We start from the raw sequence: 23,009 nt of genomic DNA, 5'->3' as shown, positions 1-23,009 counted from the left end.
TTTATTTTCTCTCCTTACCTATCTAATGAAATTAAAACTATTTAGCGTTACTATAACTTATTTACATAATAAACAGAAGCATCATTTCTTTTAGCTACTTTTCTTACCTTTACTATAACATAATAAATAATGATATTGTTCATTTCCCCATTTAATGGTTTGATATTCAATTAAACGGTCGTGACTTTTAAAAATTATCTTATTAATATGATTTATATTGATTTAAAAATGACTGGTGAAATATTTGAAATAAAAACTAATCGATATTTATCATATATTTAAAAAATATATTAAATAATATTTGCATGTATTCAAACTAATTTCCAATCTTAAATTTCATCAAACTAATTATCTATGATTGATATTTTAATTAATCAAAACATAATACAAATATAAAAGAGACTTTTTTCATAATATGAATCACAATACCTCATATTATGGAATAGTCTCTTTTAATCAAAATCTTAGATTGTTTTGTAAAGCTTCTATTTTTATAGCTACTTTTTAATAGTATTTGTATCAAATAATAACTTCTATAATTAAAACTATTTCCTAGCCATAGTGTTATTAGAAAAATTTTAATTTTTATATTATTAAAATTTTCCTTTAATCATTATCGATACGTATATTAGCTACCCTATTCATTATATTCTTAATCTAACTATCTACCTTTTTTAATTTATCCTATTAATTAACAATCTATCAAGAAATTTATTTTGAGATTATATTTTTATCTAATTTTATTTATGATGCTGTTACTTTTTTCTTTTTTATTAAAGAAATTACAGCTGTCAATAATGTTAGTGCTAAAGTACCACTATGGATTGCAATTGACGTATCATCACTTGTATTTACAGCTACATGAGTATCATTTTGAGCTGCTTCTCTTTTGATGATTTCAATCTCAAATGATGTTTTATATTTTCCATCTGAAAGATTGATCTTTTGTTTTCCAGCTTTATTCATATCTGGTTTAGAAATAATTAATTTTTCTAATGGAATTATTTCTACTGTATCATTATCATAAATGATTGCAGCTGCTAAACCATCGATTTTAAATTCTTCACCCATTTCATAAACAGTTTTAGTTGGTAATGTTTGGATCACTATACCTATAGATGTTTTAGGTAATATTTCAACTGTTTGATCAACTGAAACATTAGTTCCTTTATAGACAATATCAATCACTTGCTGACCAACTTTACTGTTGTCATATCCTTTAATGATAAAATTATCACTATTAGCATTAGTAATTTCTACACTACCATTATTATATGTTAATTCTAATTTACCACTAAATATAAATGGTTTCCCTTCTTTAAATTGTAAAATATCTGGTTCTTCGATCCATTTCATTGCAGTAACAGTCTTAGCATCAATTTTAATTGAATAAGATGTTTTTAATTCATTATATGATACTTCAACATCAACTTTTTCACTAATTTGATTCATATCAACATTACACATCGTAGAATCTAAATCAATTATTTCTTTAGAATTATCATCATAGATCAACGATAATTTACCACCTGTTATATCCAATTGCTGACCTTCAATATATTCTACTCTATCAGGTGCTTTAAAGATTTCAATTGCTGTTAATGCCTTATTTCTAATGATAATATTAAAACTTGTTTCAAAGCCATCATAAACAACTTTAACTGTTTTACTTCCTAATGATGATAAAGCAGGAATCGTAACCATTTCATTAGTTACAGTAATAATTTCTGTTTCATCATTATTATAAGTTACTTTAAGTGTTGCCCCAGTAATATCAAATGTTTGATTGACAATATAATTAACTTTATTTGGTAAAGAATTCATTTCAATATTAGTAATTGCTTTTTTTATTACATTTACTTCAAATATTGCAGATTGATTTTGATATGTTACATTAACAACTTGTTTACCAATCTTGCTACTATCATAATCACTGATCATATCCTTAGTAATTGAAATAGTTTTCGAACTACTATCATTATATGTCAAAAGTATTGATGCCCCAGTTAAATCTAGTTCCTGACCTTCAACATATTCCAATTTTGATGGTGCTGTTATTTCCATCTTAGTTATTTCTTTAGCTAACACTTCAACTTCAAATGTTGCTGTCTTTCCTTCAAAAGTAATTACAACTGTTTGTTTTCCAACCTTATTAGCATCATATCCACTAACCATTTCATTTTCAACACTAATTGGATTACTTGTTCCATCATTATATTTAGCGATGATCGTTACTCCTGTTAAATCAAGTTTTTGTCCTTGAATGTACTCAGTTTTTGCAGGAGTACTTATAGAAATTTCTGTAACCACTTTTTCAATCACATTTACTTCAAACACAGCAATTTTATCCTGATAAATGACACTAACGATTTGCTTACCAGTCTTATTTTTATCATAACCAACAATTCCAACATCAGCAATATTTAGATTAGCTTTTTCACCATTGTTATATGTTACTGTAATTGTCATTCCATCAAGATTTAATTCTTGCCCTTTTACATATTCTAATTTTAACGGTGAAGTTATTTCAATTTTTTCTGCTGTTTTATTTATCACTTCAACTTCAAAACTTTTATTTAAAGTTCCATACATAACTGTAATCAATTGTTTACCAATTTTATTAGCATCATATCCTGTAATCACAACATTGTTTAAATCAAGTAAAACTTCACTATCATCATTATAAACTGCTTGTACTTTTAATCCTGATAAATCAATTTCCTGTCCTTCAATATAAGTAGTTTTATTTGGTGCTGTTATTTTCAAATCTACCAGTTTCTTTTCTTCAACATTAACATTAAATGCAATTGACCCTTCTTCATACTTAACATTAACTGTTTTAGTTCCTAAACTTGAACTATCAAAGCCACTGCACATATCATTAGTTACAACAATATTATTTTTAACTTCACCATCATTATATTCTGCCTGCAATATTGCTCCTTCGACATTCAATTCTTGACCTATTATATAACTCAATTTATTAGGTAAAGAAATCAATTCTAATTTCGTAACAACTTTTTCAATTACATTAACTGTAAATTGAGTAGTAAACTCACCATAAGAAACTGTAATATTTTGATTTCCTAATTTATCACTTTCATAACCGCTTATCATTGGTAATTTAATTGTTACTTCATCATATGAACCATTATCATAATTTACTTTTATTTTTCCATCTGTTAAATCTAACTCTTGTCCTTCAATATATTCTAATCTAGCTGGATTATTAAACATTTCAATTCCAACTACCGATTTAGCTTTAACATTCACATTAAATATTGATATTTGATTTTGATAAGTTACTGTAATCGTTTGATTACCAAAAACCGTACTATCATAACCACTTATCATATCTGCAGTAACAGCTATTCCCTCTTGAATACTGCCATCGTTATAGGTTGCTGTTATCATTGCACCTGTTAAATCTATTTCTTGACCCTCGATATATTGAACTTTAGTTGGTGCTGTTACAAAAATGCTTGTAACAACTTTTTCAACTACTTCAATCGTCATTGACGTTCTCTTTCCGCCATAACGCACTATTAAATTCTGATTACCAATTTTATTTTTTTGATAACCCGTTACTATAACTTGTGAATTAGTTAAATCTATCTCTTCACTCGTTCCATTATTATATCTTACTAATATTTTTCCACCAGCTAATTCTAGATCTTGCCCCTTAACATATTGCACTTTATCCGGTAAACTGCTCATGCTGATATCTGTAATTTCTTTAGCTTTTACATTAACTGTAAAAGCAGCTGGTACATTTTTATATATAACTGTAACTTGCTGGCTACCAATTTTATTTTTATCATAACCAGTAATTTCAATTCCTTCATTTGTTAAATCTATTATTTCACTGCTGCCATCACTATAGAAAACTGTTATCTTTCCACCTGTTAAATCTAATTCCTGACCTTCAAGATATTGCCCTTTTGCAGGTGGTGTAACTTTAATACTAGTTACTTCTTTTTCAACTACATCGATTTCAAATGTTGCTGTTTTATTTTGATAAGTAACCGTGATTGTCTTTTTACCAGGAATGGTTGTATCAAAACCACTAATTTGAACCTGGGAAATATCAATTTCTTTATTACTATTATCATTATAGATTGCTTTTACATTCAAGCCATCTAAAACCAGATTTTCTCCTACAAAATATTGAGTTTTTGCAGGTGGTGTTATTTCTATACCTGCAAGTGTTTTTGATGATATTACATTTAATGTTTTAATAGGCGTTACATATATATTTGAATTTGCAGCATAACTACATTTATATACTGCAAAATATTGTCCTGCATCATCCATGCTAGCATTTTCAATAGTTAACACTTTTGATGTTTGATCAAGTAATGATACTGTTCCATTATCTAAAATTTTATACCAGTAAAATACATCAGCATCTGACCAATATGGATCTGCTTCAATGCTAACAGTTCCATTTTCATTTACAGCATAATTAAGAGTACGACTTTTATCTACGGTATTTTGGGTTTCATATTTTATTGCAAAATTTTCTAAGACATGATTATTATCGTTTATTAAATCCGGGAACATATAAGATTCTGGTTTAACCATAAATTCATTTGTCTCTTCATTATATTGCCATTCAACATCAATTACTTCTGTTCGATCTGTATCAGTAGTTATAGTTACTTGTTTTGGTAAAATTGATTCTATTGTTGTAAAAGAAGGATTATTTGCGGTTACTCCCATGTATACATTTAAACAATCTGTACTAACATGATCAACAGTAGAAGGAACTAAAGTGTCTATATCGAAGAAATCAATTTGATACTCAACTACACTTGTATTACCACTATCATCCTTCAATCCTAAAATTTCTACTTTATAAGAATCTTCATAGTTACTTGTAGAAATAGTTGGCTGAACAAACACTAATTGTCCTTCTTGATCATCTGATTCAATTAATTTATTATTTGCTTTAGTACAATCATATGATTTATTTGCCGTTAAATTAGTGACACGAATAGTTACATCGTTCAAAGAATTATAACTTAATTTATCAAGATTTAACTCAACTGACCATGCTGTAACCTTAGGATCAATATTATTACTTGGATAAGCACCTGGAGCAGGATAGGCAACGCAAGGCAAATCAGTAGTTCCTTGAGATTTTATTAATCCATATGCAATATCACCAGCATATCCAAAATCAGCACCTGTAGTTGTATATGACAAAAGGGCTTTGCGGTGTCCTATCGTATCAAAAGATTTATTTTCGATATTATATCCTTCATTAAACCAACCCTCGATAGCTCCTTGTGGAGTATAATTATAGGCTATAATATTATGATTAGCATATGCACCTATATTCCAAAAATATTGATCCATATTATCAGGCTTTGACCAGTCAGTAGCTAAGTTATGCGTTAACTTACCTTCAGCCTTACAATATAAATTTTGAATTACTGCCCCGGCTTGTAACCTGTCATTATGAACAGATCTTTGTTCATATTTATCAACACCAGCTAACCAGCGATAATAATTTACCATATTGCTCATTGCCTGATGGACTTCTTCTTTTAATTCTCCACCAGCATATGGTGCCACTAATGATGGTTTTTCTTTATAATAATCCTCATTAGTTCCATAATCATAGTATTCATCAATTTTAACATTTTGATATTTTGCTGCTACTTCCTGCTTTGTTCTTCCTTTAAATGGCGCTAACTCATTAAGGTTAATTATATTGTCAGCTCCTTTTACATTTAAAATTGGCGTTGGCAAAACCATCACTATCATCGCTAAAACTAATAATAACGCTACAATCTTTCTTCTCATTTTCATATTAAAATCCTCCCTCAACAATTTACCCGCTATAAATCAGCATAATTTAACATAATATCGCTATTAAACATTATACCACTATTAACTTTTTTTTCAATTTATGTCCTTTTTATAAAATGAGATACTAATTATTTATATAACATATAATATAGTTTTTAATCATAAATTTTTAATGTTAATAGTTTAATTATTAACTAAAAATAGTAATTTTAGTAATAAAAAATTTATAAAAATATTTTTTACATATATCCAAATCTTATAAAAATTAAAAATGAAAAACAATTATTAAAGCAAAAAATTGACAAAGTCCAAAATCCATCTTTGTCAACAAACTAAAAATATAATTATATAACTAATCTTTAGGGGCATTTTTCATGATTTCTGGTAAAGATGAGCAAAAAATAATCGATAAATATTCTACGACTTGTTCTTTACATCGATTTTGCGGATTTTTAAACCATTCTATTAAAATTCCAGCTAACGACTCCGTATAAAGATTACATACAAAATATTTAAACTCTTTTTTTACACAAAGACCCAATTCTTTTTCTACGTTATCAATGAGCGTTTCAACAATACTAGTAAAATCATGATATAAAAATCGACGCATTTCTTCTCTACCTAAAGAATCATATGCACAAGCTAAAATATGTGCATTATTTTCAATATAGCTCATCACAAAAATAATTGCTTCTTTATAATCAACCATTAAATCAAACTTTTTGACTACTTCAACAGCTTCCTGCTCTAAAATCCATTTTAATAAATCATAAATATCTTCAAAGTGATAATAAAATGTTTTTCTATTAACATTACAATCTCTGATAATATCTGTAACTGTTATTTTATTTAGACTTTTTAACATCATAAACTTTTTTAATGATGTCGCTAGTTTTTGCTTGGTTTGTAATGATATTTCATCATGTGTCATTAGAAATCAACCTCCTATATTTTCACTTAGAATTTGCCCATCAAATCAATATGATTTGTCCTTATTTACCCACTAACAAGATATTTGTCCATTGTTTTTAGAATCTTATTTTAATATATTTATTTTACATAAAAAAGTCCATTTGCATATAAAAATATTTTTTTACAAAAAAATTTGCAAATACTATTTTTTATGGAATATATCAATAATGAAATGAGGATAGACATAATGAAAAAAATTTATGATCAAATTATTAATCATCCCAAAATAATTTTAATAATATTTTCAATTCTGTTTATTATTTGCTTAATTTCACGACAATTTATTACCGTAAATTATGATATGAATGATTATCTTCCCCCAGATAGTTCTTCCACTACTGCAATTGACATTATGGAAAAAGAATATGATGGCGGAATTCCTAATGCTCGTGTTATGTTGGAAAATGTTTCAATTCCAGAAGCCTTAAATTACAAAAACACTATTAAATCAGTAGATGGTGTTAGCGATGTTACATGGCTTGATGATGTCATTGATATTACAGAGCCATTAGAAACAATAGATTCAAAAACTATTGAAACTTATTATAAAGATAATAATGCCTTACTTTCCATCACTATTGAAGAAGATAAAAACATTCAGGCAGTTGAAGACATCCAAGAAATCATTGGTGATGAAAATTCTATGATGGGAAGTGCTGTTTCAACTGCTGCAGCGACAACAAGTACTGTTAGCGAAATTGGAAAAATTGCTGTTATTGCTATTATTCTTGTACTGTTGATTCTCATTTTAACAACAACTTCCTGGGCCGAACCATTTATCGTGTTATTAGGATTAGGTGTTGCTGTTATCATTAATGCAGGCAGTAATCTTATCTTTGGTGAAATTTCATTTGTTACAAATGCTGCCGGAAGTATTCTGCAATTAGCAGTTTCCTTAGACTACTCCGTATTTTTGATTCATCGTTTTGAAGAATGTCGTAAAAAAGAAAAAAATGTAAAAAATGCCATGGTAAATGCCCTCTGTATATCAACAACATCTATTCTTTCTAGTGGCCTTACAACAGTAATTGGATTTTTAGCACTTTGCTTAATGAGATTTCAAATAGGTCCAGATCTAGGCTTAGCATTAGCCAAAGGTATTTTAATAAGTTTAATTACAGTATTTACATTTATGCCAGTATTTATTCTTTACACATATAAATGGATTGATAAAACAACCCATCGTTCTTTTATGCCATCCTTTAATGGTTTTGGAAAAGTTGTTTTTCAAACAATGTTTCCATTACTATGTGTCTTTGTTATTTTAATCGTTCCCTGCTATCTAGCTTCTAATGCAAATGATTTTTATTATGGTTCATCACACATCTTTGGTCCTGAGACTAAATTAGGTTTAGACATCAAAAAAATAGATTCTATATTTGGCGAAAATGACACATATGTCTTATTAGTTCCTAAAGAAAGTACTGCGACACAAAAAGATTTATCCAACGAATTAAAAAATTTGCCTCAAGTAACAAATATAATGTCTTATGTTGATACTGTTGGTGTTGAAATACCAGAATCATATCTTGATTCAGAAACACTTTCGAAATTGAACTCGGATAATTATACTCGAATGGTAATATCTGTTGAAACAGATTATGAAGGTGAGGAGACTTTTAAATTAGTTGAAAATATTCGTGATATTACTAAAAAATATTATGAAAAAGACTGGTATCTTGCAGGTGAAGGGGTTTCTACCTATGATTTAATGGATACAGTTACTTCTGATATGACAAAAGTAAATCTATTAGCTATTGGAGCTGTATTTTTAGTACTTTTATTAACAACAAAATCTATTATTTTACCAATTATTTTAGTATTGGCTATTGAAACAGCAATTTGGATAAATTTATCTATTCCTTATTTTACAAATAGTACAATTTTCTATATTGCTTACTTAATCATCAGTTCTATTCAACTAGGTGCAACAGTAGATTATGCAATATTATTTTCAGATAGATATAAAGAAAAAAGAATTACTAACAATAAAAAGCAAGCAATAATTAGTACAATTTCTTCTGTTACCGTTTCAATTTTAACTTCGGGCGGAGTCCTTACGATCGTAGGATTTTTATTGGGAAACATTTCCACTCACGGACTACTTTCACAATTAGGATTCTTTCTTGGAAAAGGAACACTTTGTTCTCTTATCATTGTGCTTTTTATTCTGCCAGCTTTACTATATATTTTTGATGGATTAGTTATAAAAAAACATGAGGAGGTATTACAAAATGAAAATGTATAAAAAAGTTACTATTATATTTCTTGCAATTTTAATGGCAACAAATATTACAATTCCGGTATTTGCTGCTGAAAATGATTCTTCCAAAGAAGAAATAGTGTATATTATGAGTGATGCTGATGGGACCGTAAACAATATTAACGTGGTTAATATTTTTGATGGTGGTAATATTAGTGATTATGGTGATTATTCATCAGTTAAAATGTTAAATACTACAGATAAAATTAATCAAAAAGGAAATAAAATTACTTTTTCATCTTCAGCCAAAAAAGTATACTATCAAGGTACATTAAAAAATAAAGAAATTCCATGGAACATATCTATTAAATATTTTCTAGATAACAAAGAATACACTGCCAAAGAAATTGCTGGTAAAAGCGGTGCTCTAGAAATAAGAATCTCAATTACCAAAAACGAAAAATGTAATGATTCATATTTTAATGATTATGCTTTACAAGCAACATTTTTACTAGATACTAATCTTTGCAGCAATATAAACGCTAATGGAGCAACAATAGCTAATGTTGGTGCTGATAAACAGCTATTATATACAATTCTTCCCCAAAAAGGGTTAGAAACATCTATTTATACCGATGTTAAAAACTTTGAAATGGATCCTGTATCAATAAATGGTATAAAGCTAAACTTAAATATTGAAATTGATGATGATGCATTAATGGAAAAAGTTACAGAATTAATGAATGCTACAGAAACATTAAATAATGGTGCGACTCAACTTTATGATGGAACAAAAAATTTAAAAAACGGTAGTGATTCTTTGAATAATGGAGTTTATTCTTTACAAAACGGCGCAAGTGAATTAGATTCTGGAATTACAGTACTTCAAGACAGCATGAAATCTATGCAGATGGGACTTGACACTTTAAACAATCAATCATCGACTTTAACAAAAAGTTCCTCACAAATAAAAAGCACCCTTGAAACCATTCAAACAAGTTTAAATGTTATTTCCTTTTCAACAGATCAGCTTCAAGAACTAACTTCAGCTTCTAGTAAAATAAAAAGTGGTATTAACAGCTTATCTGATGGCATTACAGCTTTAAAAAACAATTTGGGATATTCTCAGTATAAAACAACGATATCACAAAATGGATTAGATATAGATTCATTAAAAAGCAGCAATCAGCAGACAATCACAGATTGTACAAACCAGGTAGAATCATTAAAACAAACAATTACTGCTTTAGAAAATCAAAGCGGTTTTGAAAATCAAATAGCCCAATTAAAAGAACAAGTCACAAGTTTAGAAAATATGATCCAATTATTAAATGCAAATAATGCCGCAATAAATGGTACAAAAAATTATTTAGACACTGTTTCCAAAGGGGTCGATGATTTATATACAGGTGTAACATCACTTGAAAATGAATATGATAAATTCGATACTGCAATATCTGAATTGACAAATACACTTAGCAATATGATTACAAAAATGTCAAAATTAGCATCAGGAATTAATCAACTTGTTGTCAATTATCAAGAATTTGATAAAGGAATAAATAATTATACTAATGGCGTAGCCACTATTGTTTTTGGATATAATCAAATGATAAAAGGCGTTTCTTCTTTAGCTTCTGGTAGTAAAGAATTACTAAATGGTTCAAATAGTCTTGCATCTGGTTCATCTGAATTATATGCTGGCATTACAGCTTATTGTGAGGGTACAAAAGAATTAAATAATGGTACAAATGAATTAAGTTCTAAGACTTCAAAAATGGATACTCAAATAGCAGATCAAATAAATGAAATACTTTCTTCTATACAAGGAGAAAAAACAAAAAATACATCTTTTGTTTCAGAAAAAAATACAAATGTTAATAATGTTCAATTTGTTATCAAAACCGCAGCTATTGAAAAAAAAGAAAAAGATGTTAAAGAAAAAAAGCAAGCTGAATCTAAATCTTTATGGCAAAAATTTATTCAATTATTTGGTTTTTAAACAAAAGATTAAATAGTTTATAGAAAATATTAAAATTTAATAAACTTATCTCTACAATATAAGCTTCTTACTTATATAATGAGCAGTTAAAAATAAGAGATTTTAAAAATGACTATATTTATTAATCATTTTAAAATCTCTTTTTCTTTGATAAAAATTCCTATACAAGATCATAAAGTAATAAAATTTTTAACTAAAAAGACGACCATGACGATCGTCTAGTATATATAATAGTCATTAATATTTGCAGTTAAGACTTCAATATTTTTATTTTTCAATAAATCTTTAAGCTTTTTTTCCATTATTACCTCAATATGATGAGGAACATCAATCAAGACAATATCGTGATCTATCGCATATTTAGCATGACGATGTTTAGTATCCCCAGTAATATAGGCATCAACTTTACCTGCCAGCTGTTCAATATCTTCCGCACCACTGCCGCCACATATTGCAATACTGGAAATCATTTTTTCTTTACCGGCATATTTTACAGGTAAATTAAATTTATCTTTAATTTTAGATACTAATTGGCTTGTTGAACAAGGGACATTTAAAATTGCCTGTTTACCAACTTTAATATCATCATAACATTTTACATCATGAACATCTAATTCATTGATCAGCCAGTCATTCATGGAAATACCATCTTTTCCTTGATCTAAACAAGTGTGCAGACTATAAACAATAATATTATTAATTATTGCTAATTGCACAAATTTACCATGATGATTATCAAAACTTAAATTATTAATTTTTTCTAAGAAAAACGGATGATGAGTGATCAACATTTGACAATCATTATCGATAGCTAACTGCAAACTTTGAAGATCTGCATTTAACGAAATCATAACTTTATTAATTTCTTGATGGATATCACCTATTTGTACGCCACATTTATCCCATGGCTGCTGTAGATCTAATGGAAAATAATTTTCTAAGTAATTAATTATTTCATAAGCAATCATGTAATACCTCTTTTATCATTTTCATCTTATTATCTATCTCATGATAACGGGGATGATCTTGAGATAATGTATTTTGAATTTTTTTATATACTTGATACTGTTTTTGCCATTTTTCTTTAAATAATGGTGTTTGGTTATTAATCAAAATAGGTCCAAACTCTTCATCTTTTTGATTATAAGTAATTGCTTTATTCTTTCTTGCAGTTATTACCATAACTTCGTAAATATGTCCAGCATCTTTTACCATCTGTTCATCAATGATGATCCAGTCATTTGCAAATAAATATTTTCTTAGATGATCGTTATTAGCATTAGATTGTAGAAATAATACTTTTACATCTCTTAAATATTCACGATGCTCATCCAGTATCTCACAAATTAAATAAGCACCCATTCCGGCAATACTGATCATATCAACTTTACGATTTAAAATTGGATTCAAACCACTTCCAAGCATCGGAAAAACGCGATCTTCTAACGCATACTGCTTGATTGTTTCTTTAGAGGACTCGAGCGGTCCTTTAGCAACATCACAAGCATAAGCACTTGCAATAATTTTATTTTCTACTAGATAACAAGGCAAATACCCATGATCCGTTCCAATATCAGCTAAAACACTTCCTTGTTTATATTTGATGATTACATCTGCAATTAATTGTAATCTTTTTGATAACTTCATCTTAACGATCCAAAAAATCCTTTAATCTTTTAGAACGTGAAGGATGTTTTAACTTACGTAATGCCTTAGCTTCAATTTGACGAATTCTTTCCCTAGTTACACTAAATTCTTTACCTACTTCTTCCAATGTTCTCGTCCGTCCATCATCTAGACCAAATCTCAAACGTAATACTTTTTCTTCACGATCTGTAAGTTCTAGTAAAACTTCATTCAACTCATCTTTAAGTAACTCATTTGCTGCATAATCATCTGGGGACATAGCACCCTCATCTTCAATAAAATCACCTAAATGAGAATCATCTTCTTCACCTATAGGTGTTTCTAAAGAAACTGGTTCTAATGAAATCTTTTGAATTTCACGAACTTTTTCAGGTGTCATTCCGTCCATCTTTTCAGCAATTTCTTCAGCACTTGGTTCACGTCCCAATTCTTGAATCAGTTGGCGCTGAATTCGCGTTAATTTATTGATTGTCTCAACCATATGAACTGGTATACGAATCGTTCTTGCCTGATCTGCAATTGCTCTTGTAATTGCCTGCCGGATCCACCAGGTTGCATATGTCGAGAATTTGAATCCTTTTGTATAATCAAATTTTTCAACAGCTTTAATTAACCCCATATTTCCTTCTTGAATCAAGTCTAAAAATAACATTCCTCGACCAACATATCTTTTAGCAATAGAAACAACTAAACGTAAATTGGCCGCAGCTAATTCTTTTTTAGCAGTTTCATCGCCCTCTAAAATCTTTTTCGCCAAATCGATTTCTTCATCATGTGATAACAGTTCAACGCGACCAATTTCCTTTAAATACATCTTTACCGGATCATTGATCTTAACATTACTTCCTAATTGATTTTGATCCATTTCAGCATCAGCATCAGCAACTTGATACATATGAAGCGTATCTCCAGTCATCATATCGAAATCACCAGCAAAATCTAAATCAGGAGTATCATCATCTAAACCCAAATCATCATCTAAATCAAGATCTACATCTAAATCTCCTGGTACACCAGCCAATAACAAATCATCTTCAACATCTATATCGTCTAAACCATCATCAGAAATAATAATATCATTTTCACCAATAAATTCTAATAATTCTTCTGCAAGATCATCATTTAAATCATAAGTAGATAAATAATTATCAATTTGATCTTGTGTTAAAATTCCATCTCCGTTTTTTGCATCATCCAAAACTATTTTCTTTAAATCATCAAATGATACAGCTGTTACATTTTTTTTCTTCATACACTACTCCTTATCTTTTAATGCTATGATTTCTTTTAAAATCTGAGCTTTCTGCTTAGGATCAAAAGTATCTTTTAAAGCTTTTTTCAATTCTTCTATTTTAACTTTTACAGTATTTTCTTTAATTACCTCAATATAATCATCAATTGCCTTTGTATCCTCTAATTTAGGCAATTCTAATTGTGATATTTCCACTATATTTTTAACAAGATTCTCATCTTCAATACTACTAATTAAATCAGCAACTTCTAAAACGACTTCCTGACGATAATAATCAACTATATAAGAAGCAATGATCCGATAAGTATCGTTAAACATAAATCCCGCTTTTGCTTCATACATAATTGCGACATTTTTATCATTCATCATATAATATAATAAATCTCGTTCCGCTCTTGCATATTTATCAATCAAGCGAACACTTTTTTGATAGGGAATATAATCATTGGTTTGTTTAATCTTAGTACTCATTTTACTATTTACAAGTTTTAAGATCGTTTCTTTTGAAAAACCAGATTTTTTTTCTAATTGCTGGATATAATAATCTTGATCGATCACATCATCAAGATTACTAATTTCTTTAGTAATCATTTCTAAATATTTTTTTCGATCTTCATAATTATCCATGTTCGTCATCTCATAATAATAATTCATTTTAAAATCCAATGACGTTATCGGTTTTTTTAATAAGGCATTTAATTCTTCTTTTCCCTTTTTATTTAAAAATTCATCAGGATCTAAATTATCAGGTAAATCAATAACTTTTATATTAAAATCTGCCTGTAATAAAATATCAATGCTTTTAATCGTTGCATTTTTCCCTGCCTGATCACCGTCTAAACAAAGATATACAGTTTTACAAAGGCGTTTTAATAGTTTTATCTGCCCTTTTGTCAAAGCTGTTCCCATAATTGCTACTGCATTTTTTATTCCCGCCTTATACAAAGCAATTACATCCATAAAACCTTCTGTAACAATTACAAAACCAGCTTGTCTCGTTTCTTCGATCACTCGGTGATAATTATATAATGTTTCACCTTTAATAAAAATATCTGACTCAGGTGAATTCATATATTTAGATTCATTTTGACTCGTCTGATAAATACGGCCGCTAAATCCTACTACTCGACCACTAGGATCATATAATGGAAACATGATTCGATCAGTAAAACGGTCATATCCTTTACCAGATTCAATGATCAAACCAGATTCAAACATCGCTACTTTATCAAAATTCATTTTTTCAAATGCCTTTAATAAAACATCATTACTAGGTGCATATCCAATTTCAAAAGTATTAATAATTTCATCTGTTATGCCACGATCAGTCAAATATTCTTTAGCTTTTAAAGCTAATTTAGTATTTAAATAATGGTTATAAATCTTATTAGCTTCATCATGCATTTTATACAACGGCTCTAATCGTTGATCAACAGGCTGAACTCTTTTTTCAAGATGATATTCACTAATATCGACATTTCCCATTGAAGCAACCATTTTTACAGCTTCGATGTAAGGGATCTTCAGATAATTTTTTAAAAAAGTAAAAACATTCCCGCCATTATGACAGACAAAACACATATAAATTTGTTTTTCTGGTGAAATTGACATCGAAGGATGACTATCATCGTGGAATGGGCATAAAGCTACATAATTACGTCCTTTTTTTTGTAAAGAGAGATAGTTACCAATGACATCAACGATATCGACACTTTGTCTGATCTCATTAATTTTTTCTGCTGATAATCTTGGCATCTATACTCCTCCTTATTAGAATATAACTTTTTTACTAATATAATCCACTAATTCATCAATTGATAAACGAATTTGTTCCATCGTATCACGATCACGTACCGTAACACTATTATCTTCCATCGTATCGAAATCAACAGTTACACAATATGGTGTCCCGATCGCATCTTGACGACGATAACGTTTACCAATCTGTCCAGCAACATCATATTCACAACTGAAATGTTTACTCAACATACTATATACTTCAACAGCTTTATCACTTTGTTTTTTAGTTAATGGTAAAACTGCTACCTTATATGGAGCCACAGCTGGATGTAACTTCATTACGATTCTTGTTTCACCGTCTTCTAACGTTTCTTCTTCATAACTATCACATAACACTGATAAGAATAAACGATCCGCTCCAACTGAAGGTTCGATTACATAAGGAATATATTTTTCGTTAGTAGTTGGATCTAAATATTCTAAAGATTTTTTAGAATGATTTTGATGCTGTGTTAAATCATAATTAGTACGATCAGCAATGCCCCATAATTCTCCCCAGCCAAATGGGAAATTATATTCAACATCACAAGTACCTTTAGAATAGAAAGATAACTCTTCTTTATCATGATCTCTAAAACGTAAGTTTTCTTCTTTTAAACCTAGATCCTTTAAGAATTGTTTACAATAACTTTTCCAATATTCAAACCATTCTAGATCAGTATCTGGTTTGCAGAAAAATTCTAATTCCATTTGCTCAAATTCACGCATTCTAAAAATAAAGTTACCTGGTGTAATTTCATTTCTAAAAGCTTTACCAATTTGCCCAATTCCAAAAGGAACTTTTTTACGAGTCGTTCTTTGAATGTTTTTAAAGTTCACAAAAATACCTTGAGCTGTTTCAGGACGTAGATATACCGTTGATTTAGCATCTTCAACAACCCCCATTCTTGTTTCAAACATCAATTTAAATTGTCTAACATCAGTAAAATTACTTTTTCCACAGTTAGGACAAACAATTTTATGATCTTTAATATATTTCACTGTTTCTTCACTTGACCAGCCTTCACTGTGAACTGTGGGATCAAATGATTCAATTAATTTATCAGCTCGATGTCTTGTTTTACACTCTTTACAATCGATCAATGGATCAGAAAATCCTCCAACATGTCCACTTGCTTCCCAAACTTTAGGATTCATGAATATTGCAGAATCTAAACCAACATTGTATGGTGATTCTTGAATGAATCTTTTCCACCATAACTGTTTAATATTATTTTTCATCTCTACTCCTAAAGGTCCATAATCCCAAGTATTTGCTAAACCATCATAAATTTCCGATCCTTGATAAACGAATCCTGAAGTTTTAGCATGATTCACTAATTTATCCATATCTTTATTTGCCATAATTTACTCCTTCATCCACTGAATTTTAAATATATAAACAACGAAAGACTTGAACATAGTCAAGCCTATTTTATTATTATATATCTATATTTTATTTTTATGCACATATAAAATACCCTTATAGTGGTTTTTTGTCAACCAACTATAAGGGTTCTAAACATACGTTCGATCATTAAACCACTCTAAAATATCCTTGTACACTTCTCGACGCTGCTGATCGTGTAAAATATCATGATAACTATCCTCATATAACTTGATTGAAAGATCTCTTACACCATTATTTAAAAGCGTATCATAAAACCACTTAGGTCCTTTTCCTAATTTACCAAAAACATCTTTTGATCCCGAAACAATCAAAACAGACAAATAATTAGGTATTTTTTTTATTGTCTCATATGCAGTTACTTCTTTAATTAACTTTAAAATATCATTATAAGCCTGATTAGTATAAATAAAACCAGTAAAAGGGTCCTCTAAATACTGTTCTAATTCATTTGCATCAGCGCTTATGTATGGTTCTGTCTTAATAATTTTTTTCTTAACTATTTTCGAACGGTGCATATTTCCTTTCAATAATATGTCACCTTTCAATAATAACTTACTAAGATTTATGTTACTGAATTTTCCACAAGTTCCCATAAATATACAGCCTTGAACATAATCACCATAAATCGATACATATTTACGTAAAACAATTGAACCTAATTCATTTCCAATCATAAAATATGGCAGATCAGGATATCTAGCAGCCATGATATTTCTAAGACGCTGCATATCTTCAACTAAATTTTTAGTTGCATCCCCAAAACCAAAATACCCCTGCTCATAATTGTATAATGACATCCCATGACCAGGAAAATCACTAACCACTACAACAAAACCATCATGGGCTAAGTACTCAGCAAAACGCTGATAACGTCCCAAGTGCTCTCCCATCGCATGATGAATTTGAATTATTGCTTTATAACGAATCATTACAGTAGGAAGATAAATATCAAAATTCACATGCGTCTTAGTCGTTGATGTAAAAGTTTCACTGTGTTTCATAATTATCTCCTCCGTTTTTGATAACTGTTATTTTTTGAGGGATAATTTTGTTGATTATTTTTTCTAGGTCTAATTAAACATTTTTTACCAAAGCCAATTAAATCACGACGATCTGCTTTGATCAAAGCTTCATATACTAGATCATAATTTTTAGGATTTCGATATTGAATCAATGCTCTTTGCATTGCTTTTTCTTTAGCAGATTTAGGTACATATACTTTTGACATATCACGAGGATCTAAACCAGTATAATACATCGTTGTTGAAAGAGTTCCTGGGGTTGGATAAAAATCCTGAACTTGTTCTGGCTGATGATGAATATCTCGTAAATATTCCGCTAACTCAATAGCATCTTCTAAAGTACAGCCAGGATGTGATGACATTAAATACGGTACTAAAAATTGTTTTTTATGATACTCCTCATTTAAACGATAATATTTATCAACAAATTTTTCATATAGACCGCGACGCGGTTTACCCATTTTATCTAAAACCTGATCACTAATATGTTCAGGAGCTACTTTTAGCTGACCACTAATATGATTTTGAACTAATTCTCGAAAAAAACTATCATCTTTATCATACATTAAATAATCATAACGAATTCCAGAACGAACAAAAACCTTTTTTACATTAGGCAGCATCTTCAACTTATTTAATAATTCTTTATAATCCTGATGACTTACTTCTAAGTTATTACAAGGTTTGGGCCATAAACACTGTTTTGTCGGACAGGCTCCAAACTTATTTTGCTTCTTACATGATGGCTGTCTAAAATTAGCAGTCGGTCCACCTACGTCATGAATATATCCTTTAAACTCTGGATCCCAAACCATTTTACTTGCTTCAGCAAGTATTGACTCATGTGAACGAGTTTGCACGATTCGTCCCTGATGAAAAGCTAGAGCACAAAAATTACAAGAGCCAAAACAGCCACGGTTACTTATTAATGAAAATTTAACCTCATCAATAGCTGGAATATGTTTATAATCAGGATGTCCCGTTCGATTATAATCCAACGAATAAGCACGATCAAATTCTCGTTGCGTTAGTGGGCGATTAGGTCTATTTTGCACTACATACCAGCCCTGATATGGTTCTACTAATGTTTTAGCACTATAATGATCCGTATTTAAATACTGAATCTGAAATGACTTTGCATAAGTCATTTTATCTTTACAGATTTCTTCATAACTTGGCAATATGATTGGCTCATGAGCATCTTCAAGATTTTTAGTTTTAAATACTGTTCCATCCAAATAAGTTAAATATTTGATTTCTAAGCCACTATCTAAAGCTTCAGCCACTTCAATAATGCTATTTTCACCCATCCCGTATAATAGTAGATCAGCATTAGCATCGATAATAATTGATTTACGAACTTTATCATCCCAGTAATCATAATGTCCCAAACGTCTTAAGCTGGCTTCAATACCGCCGATTATAATATTAGCATCTTTATAAGCTTGACGCGCCATCTGACTATAAACGATCACTGCTCGATCAGGGCGTTTAAATCCTTCACTGCCCGGTGTATATAAATCTTTATGACGACGTTTTTTAGCAACAGTATAGTGATTAACCATTGAATCAATATTTCCTGATGATATTAAAAATCCTAGTCGCGGTTTACCAAACTGGCGAAACTCTTCAACGTTGTGCCAATCAGGCTGAGCCAAAAAACAAACCTTAAACCCATGACTTTCTAAAGTTCGACAAATAATAGCCGCCCCAAATGATGGATGATCAACATATCCATCTCCACATATATATACAAAATCAGGCTGCTTCCAGCCTCTTGCTTCCATTTCTTGACGATTTACTGGTAAAAATTCACTCACGATTATCCCTCTTTCTTATATTTATTAATTATATACGTAAAATTGCAAAAAATAAACAAAATAGACAAAAGTTATTTTAACTTTTGTCTATTTTTCATATTTAGTTAATATTTTTAGTTTATAATATATAACTTTCATTTACAAATCATTGATTTGACGAATAAATTTACGGCTTTGAAAAGTCAATCCTGTAAACTCATCTATATATGTATCCATGATCTCTATCAATTGATAAATCACATCTTTTTCTAAATTTAATTTATCAATATTCTCTAATTTACAAATATTTATATAACGAAAGCCTTTTAAAACATCTACTGATAACTTTCGATCATATAAACCAATACAATTTTGACAAACAAATCCACCACCATGGATTGAAATACCAATGATATGATCTTGTCTATTACAATGCACGCATTGTCCAACTTCTAATCTTGATCCAGTTATTTTTAAAATAAAAGCATTAAATAATAAATATACTAATTTTGGGTCATAGCCATTTTCTAAATATTTCAAAGCTAACAATAGATTATGATAACATTCATAATCAGGATCATTATCCTTAGTATATTTATAAATAAACTCCATACAGTAACTCGCATATGCCTCTAATTCAATATCTTCTTTAATATGACGAAAATATTCGATTGGTGAAGCTTTTATTAATGTCGATAGTCCCTTCCTAGGTACAAAAATAAAATCAGATAATGTTACCGTTTGACAAGCTGGAGCATTTTTGCTCTTTAATTTCTTAACCCCACGTGCAATTAAAGCCATTTTTCCATAATCTTTAGTATATATCCATACCAGCATATCATTTTCTTTATAAGATTTATTTTTTAAGACAATACCAATAACACTTTCTTCTCCATTAGTAGTCATCTTCATTATAACCAAATTCTTTTAAGTATTTTTGTTTATTGCGCCAATTATTTTCAACTTTTACAAACAATTCTAAATGTACTGGTACTTGTAAAAAGCGCTTCATCTCACGTTGTGCATTTAGGCGAATCTTTTTTATCATCGAACCTTGTTTACCAACAATAATTCCCTTTTGACTTTTACGATCACAAACAATCGTTGCAATTATTTCAACTCCATCTTCATCTTCAATCATTCTTTCAACTACAATAGCAACACTATGAGGTACTTCTTCTCTAGTAAAATATAAAATTTTCTCTCTAATAAATTCAGCCATTACAAAACGCTCCGGATGATCTGTCAAATGATCTTTAGGATAATACATATTACCTTCAGGTAAATATTTTTTTATCGTATTCAATAATAAATCAATATTATCATTATCTTTTGCACTAACCGGAATAATCTCTTTAAAATCAAACAATGTCTGCCATTCTTGAAGTTTTAAGACTAATTCCTCTTTACTAACGGTATCGATCTTACTTAAAACCAAAAACACAGGACCATCTGCTTCTTTTAATCTTTCAACAATAAACTTATCACCACGACCAATTTTTTCATTAGCTGGAGCTAAAAACAATACTATATCAACGCCAAAAATACTATTTAAAGCTGTTGTATTCATAAAAGTTCCTAAACGATCCTGGGGCTTATGAATTCCTGGAGTATCCATAAAAATAATTTGTGCCTCATCATCAGTATAAATTCCTTGAATCGTATTTCTTGTTGTTTGCGCAACATCTGACATAATTGCCAGCTTAGTTTCTAATATACAATTTAATAATGTTGATTTTCCAACATTAGGACGACCAACTATACTTACAAATCCTGATTTAAACATTATAAATTCTCCTCTGTAAAAGCCATTGGTAATAGCTCTTTAATTGTCATTATTTTATATCCCTGACGATTAGCCAAAATAATTTGACACTCATCAGGAATTAGTTCTTTTAATACTTGACGACATGCTCCACACGGTGAAACGATCGCCGCACTATCAGCTGCGATTGCTAATAACTTAATATCTTTTTTAGTATATCCATTGCAATATGCCCCATACACAGCATTTCTTTCTGCGCACATCGTTGCACCATAAGCAGCATTTTCAATATTAGCGCCCATGAAATACTTTCCATCATTCATTTCAACACAGGCTCCTACTTTAAATTTTGAATATGGAGAATACGAATTTTTGCTTGCCATAAAAGCTTTTTCAATAATTGCTTGATGATTCATATTTATCTTCCTATCGCCAAAGCTTCTAAAATAGTTTTTTGCATGGCAATCATTTCCTTTTCATCTTCAACTTCCATATGATCAAATCCTAATAAATGTAGTAAACCATGGGTAAATAAAAAACACATTTCTCTTTTTAAACTATGACCGTATTCTTCAGCCTGCATTTTTGCATGATCAATTGAAATAAAAATATCACCAAGACTTCTTGGCATCCCTGACACATAATACTGCTCGTTGTCTTCCAATGCAAAACTAATTACATCTGTGGAACGATCAATATTACGATATTCTTTATTAATTTCATGAATCTTTTGATCATCAACTAAAATACACGATAATTCTAAATCCTCATCAATTTCTAACTGATTAACTGTTTCTTTAATAATTTCTAAATAAATTTGTTGATAATCTTCATCAAATCCTTCTACTTCATTTACCAATGCAAAATCTATTTCCATTACTTTACCTCACTTCAAAAAATATTCATCTTCTATTTTTTCTTAAACATTGCAAAATCATCTTCTTCAAATATATACCGATAGATTAAATCTATTTGTTTTTCACTCAATCCTTCTACCCATTTACTACAATTTTTTTGATATCTTCCCTTAAGTAATTCAATACAATTATTCTTGTTTCTTTTAATTTCCTCTTCTTTTTCCTGTTTACGGCCAATTCCGATTCCTTCTTCACGGCCAATTTCAATCCCCTGCTCAACTCCTTGAGCAATACCTTGTTCAATCCCTTGTTCGATACCTTTTTTGATTCCTTCTTCGATTCTTTTGGCTGTCTTTTCTTCACGTTCCATCTCTAATGATTCAGTTCTAAGCTTCGCTAACGCTAACTGGTTTGCTAATGACCATATCGGCTCATTGCTTCTAAACTTGTCATACATCTTTATCACCATCTCCACGATATCTT

Annotated in this window: 16 protein-coding genes; 2 read left to right on the top strand and 14 right to left on the bottom strand. The window is 29.6% G+C overall.

What is annotated here, in order from left to right; genetic code table 11:
- Positions 1–744: 744 nt before the first annotated feature.
- Positions 745–5,817 (bottom strand): bacterial Ig-like domain-containing protein, encoded by a 5,073-nt coding sequence (locus BR82_RS0104935; RefSeq protein ID WP_027089285.1) that lies wholly within the window; start codon positions 5,815–5,817, stop codon positions 745–747.
- Positions 5,818–6,169: 352 nt separating this feature from the next.
- Complete coding sequence (locus BR82_RS0104930) at positions 6,170–6,748, bottom strand: TetR/AcrR family transcriptional regulator C-terminal domain-containing protein (protein WP_027089284.1); 579 nt, start codon at positions 6,746–6,748, stop codon at positions 6,170–6,172.
- 228 nt (positions 6,749–6,976) lie between these two features.
- Here BR82_RS0104930 and BR82_RS0104925 point away from each other — a divergent pair, with 228 nt between their 5' ends.
- Together BR82_RS0104925 and BR82_RS0104920 are read left to right on the top strand one after the other, a co-directional pair.
- Positions 6,977–9,037 (top strand): efflux RND transporter permease subunit, encoded by a 2,061-nt coding sequence (locus BR82_RS0104925; protein WP_027089283.1) that lies wholly within the window; start codon positions 6,977–6,979, stop codon positions 9,035–9,037.
- Entirely contained in the window at positions 9,024–10,994 is a 1,971-nt protein-coding gene (locus tag BR82_RS0104920) for a coiled-coil domain-containing protein (RefSeq protein WP_027089282.1), read from the top strand. The genes BR82_RS0104925 and BR82_RS0104920 overlap by 14 nt, the downstream gene beginning before the upstream one ends.
- 218 nt (positions 10,995–11,212) lie before the next feature.
- Here the strand turns inward: BR82_RS0104920 and BR82_RS0104915 are convergent, their stop codons facing one another.
- The 12 genes from BR82_RS0104915 to BR82_RS0104860 all read right to left on the bottom strand — a co-directional run.
- On the bottom strand, positions 11,213–11,962 hold the full coding sequence (locus BR82_RS0104915) for a Nif3-like dinuclear metal center hexameric protein (protein ID WP_027089281.1): 750 nt from the start codon (positions 11,960–11,962) through the stop codon (positions 11,213–11,215).
- The gene (locus tag BR82_RS0104910) at positions 11,949–12,641 is read right to left on the bottom strand and encodes a tRNA (adenine(22)-N(1))-methyltransferase (protein WP_027089280.1); all 693 of its coding nucleotides are present in this window, start codon (positions 12,639–12,641) and stop codon (positions 11,949–11,951) included. Before BR82_RS0104910 ends, BR82_RS0104915 begins: the two co-directional genes overlap by 14 nt.
- 1 nt (position 12,642) lies before the next feature.
- Positions 12,643–13,893, bottom strand: coding sequence for an RNA polymerase sigma factor RpoD (gene rpoD / locus BR82_RS0104905; protein ID WP_027089279.1), 1,251 nt, complete (start codon positions 13,891–13,893; stop codon positions 12,643–12,645).
- A 3-nt stretch (positions 13,894–13,896) separates the two neighbouring features.
- Positions 13,897–15,648: a DNA primase gene (gene dnaG / locus BR82_RS0104900; protein ID WP_027089278.1), complete on the bottom strand. Its 1,752-nt coding sequence runs from the start codon at positions 15,646–15,648 to the stop codon at positions 13,897–13,899.
- 15 nt (positions 15,649–15,663) lie between these two features.
- On the bottom strand, positions 15,664–17,037 hold the full coding sequence (locus tag BR82_RS0104895; RefSeq protein ID WP_027089277.1) for a glycine--tRNA ligase: 1,374 nt from the start codon (positions 17,035–17,037) through the stop codon (positions 15,664–15,666).
- Between the two features lie 153 nt (positions 17,038–17,190).
- On the bottom strand, positions 17,191–18,084 hold the full coding sequence (locus tag BR82_RS0104890; RefSeq protein ID WP_027089276.1) for an alpha/beta hydrolase: 894 nt from the start codon (positions 18,082–18,084) through the stop codon (positions 17,191–17,193).
- Between the two features lie 2 nt (positions 18,085–18,086).
- Positions 18,087–19,925, bottom strand: coding sequence for a YgiQ family radical SAM protein (locus tag BR82_RS0104885; protein ID WP_027089275.1), 1,839 nt, complete (start codon positions 19,923–19,925; stop codon positions 18,087–18,089).
- A 138-nt stretch (positions 19,926–20,063) separates the two neighbouring features.
- Positions 20,064–20,810, bottom strand: a complete 747-nt coding sequence (gene recO, locus BR82_RS0104880; RefSeq protein ID WP_027089274.1) for a DNA repair protein RecO — start codon at positions 20,808–20,810, stop codon at positions 20,064–20,066.
- The gene (gene era, locus BR82_RS0104875; protein ID WP_027089273.1) at positions 20,800–21,690 is read right to left on the bottom strand and encodes a GTPase Era; all 891 of its coding nucleotides are present in this window, start codon (positions 21,688–21,690) and stop codon (positions 20,800–20,802) included. Before era ends, recO begins: the two co-directional genes overlap by 11 nt.
- A complete protein-coding gene (gene cdd, locus BR82_RS0104870; protein WP_027089272.1) occupies positions 21,690–22,085 on the bottom strand; it encodes a cytidine deaminase in 396 nt (131 codons plus the stop codon). The genes era and cdd overlap by 1 nt, the downstream gene beginning before the upstream one ends.
- Positions 22,086–22,087: 2 nt before the next feature.
- The gene (ybeY, locus tag BR82_RS0104865; protein ID WP_027089271.1) at positions 22,088–22,546 is read right to left on the bottom strand and encodes an rRNA maturation RNase YbeY; all 459 of its coding nucleotides are present in this window, start codon (positions 22,544–22,546) and stop codon (positions 22,088–22,090) included.
- 32 nt (positions 22,547–22,578) lie between these two features.
- Positions 22,579–23,009: FliH/SctL family protein (locus BR82_RS0104860; protein WP_027089270.1), on the bottom strand; the 431-nt coding region annotated here is incomplete at its 5' end.

This window comes from Thomasclavelia saccharogumia DSM 17460, from assembly GCF_000686665.1.
Lineage (GTDB): Bacteria > Bacillota_I > Bacilli_A > Erysipelotrichales > Coprobacillaceae > Thomasclavelia > Thomasclavelia saccharogumia.
The sequence above is the reverse complement of the archived record's forward strand: the minus strand, read 5'-3'. Positions and strand labels throughout refer to the sequence as shown.

What these genes read in the sequence shown, in the direction of transcription:
- BR82_RS0104935 (WP_027089285.1), bottom strand. Translation starts at nt 5,817, where the DNA reads ATGAAAATGAGAAGAAAGATTGTAGCGTTATTATTAGTTTTAGCGATG.
- BR82_RS0104930 (WP_027089284.1), bottom strand. Translation starts at nt 6,748, where the DNA reads ATGACACATGATGAAATATCATTACAAACCAAGCAAAAACTAGCGACA.
- BR82_RS0104925 (WP_027089283.1), top strand. Translation starts at nt 6,977, where the DNA reads ATGAAAAAAATTTATGATCAAATTATTAATCATCCCAAAATAATTTTA.
- BR82_RS0104920 (WP_027089282.1), top strand. Translation starts at nt 9,024, where the DNA reads ATGAAAATGTATAAAAAAGTTACTATTATATTTCTTGCAATTTTAATG.
- BR82_RS0104915 (WP_027089281.1), bottom strand. Translation starts at nt 11,962, where the DNA reads ATGATTGCTTATGAAATAATTAATTACTTAGAAAATTATTTTCCATTA.
- BR82_RS0104910 (WP_027089280.1), bottom strand. Translation starts at nt 12,641, where the DNA reads ATGAAGTTATCAAAAAGATTACAATTAATTGCAGATGTAATCATCAAA.
- rpoD (WP_027089279.1), bottom strand. Translation starts at nt 13,893, where the DNA reads ATGAAGAAAAAAAATGTAACAGCTGTATCATTTGATGATTTAAAGAAA.
- dnaG (WP_027089278.1), bottom strand. Translation starts at nt 15,648, where the DNA reads ATGCCAAGATTATCAGCAGAAAAAATTAATGAGATCAGACAAAGTGTC.
- BR82_RS0104895 (WP_027089277.1), bottom strand. Translation starts at nt 17,037, where the DNA reads ATGGCAAATAAAGATATGGATAAATTAGTGAATCATGCTAAAACTTCA.
- BR82_RS0104890 (WP_027089276.1), bottom strand. Translation starts at nt 18,084, where the DNA reads ATGAAACACAGTGAAACTTTTACATCAACGACTAAGACGCATGTGAAT.
- recO (WP_027089274.1), bottom strand. Translation starts at nt 20,810, where the DNA reads ATGACTACTAATGGAGAAGAAAGTGTTATTGGTATTGTCTTAAAAAAT.
- era (WP_027089273.1), bottom strand. Translation starts at nt 21,690, where the DNA reads ATGTTTAAATCAGGATTTGTAAGTATAGTTGGTCGTCCTAATGTTGGA.
- cdd (WP_027089272.1), bottom strand. Translation starts at nt 22,085, where the DNA reads ATGAATCATCAAGCAATTATTGAAAAAGCTTTTATGGCAAGCAAAAAT.
- ybeY (WP_027089271.1), bottom strand. Translation starts at nt 22,546, where the DNA reads ATGGAAATAGATTTTGCATTGGTAAATGAAGTAGAAGGATTTGATGAA.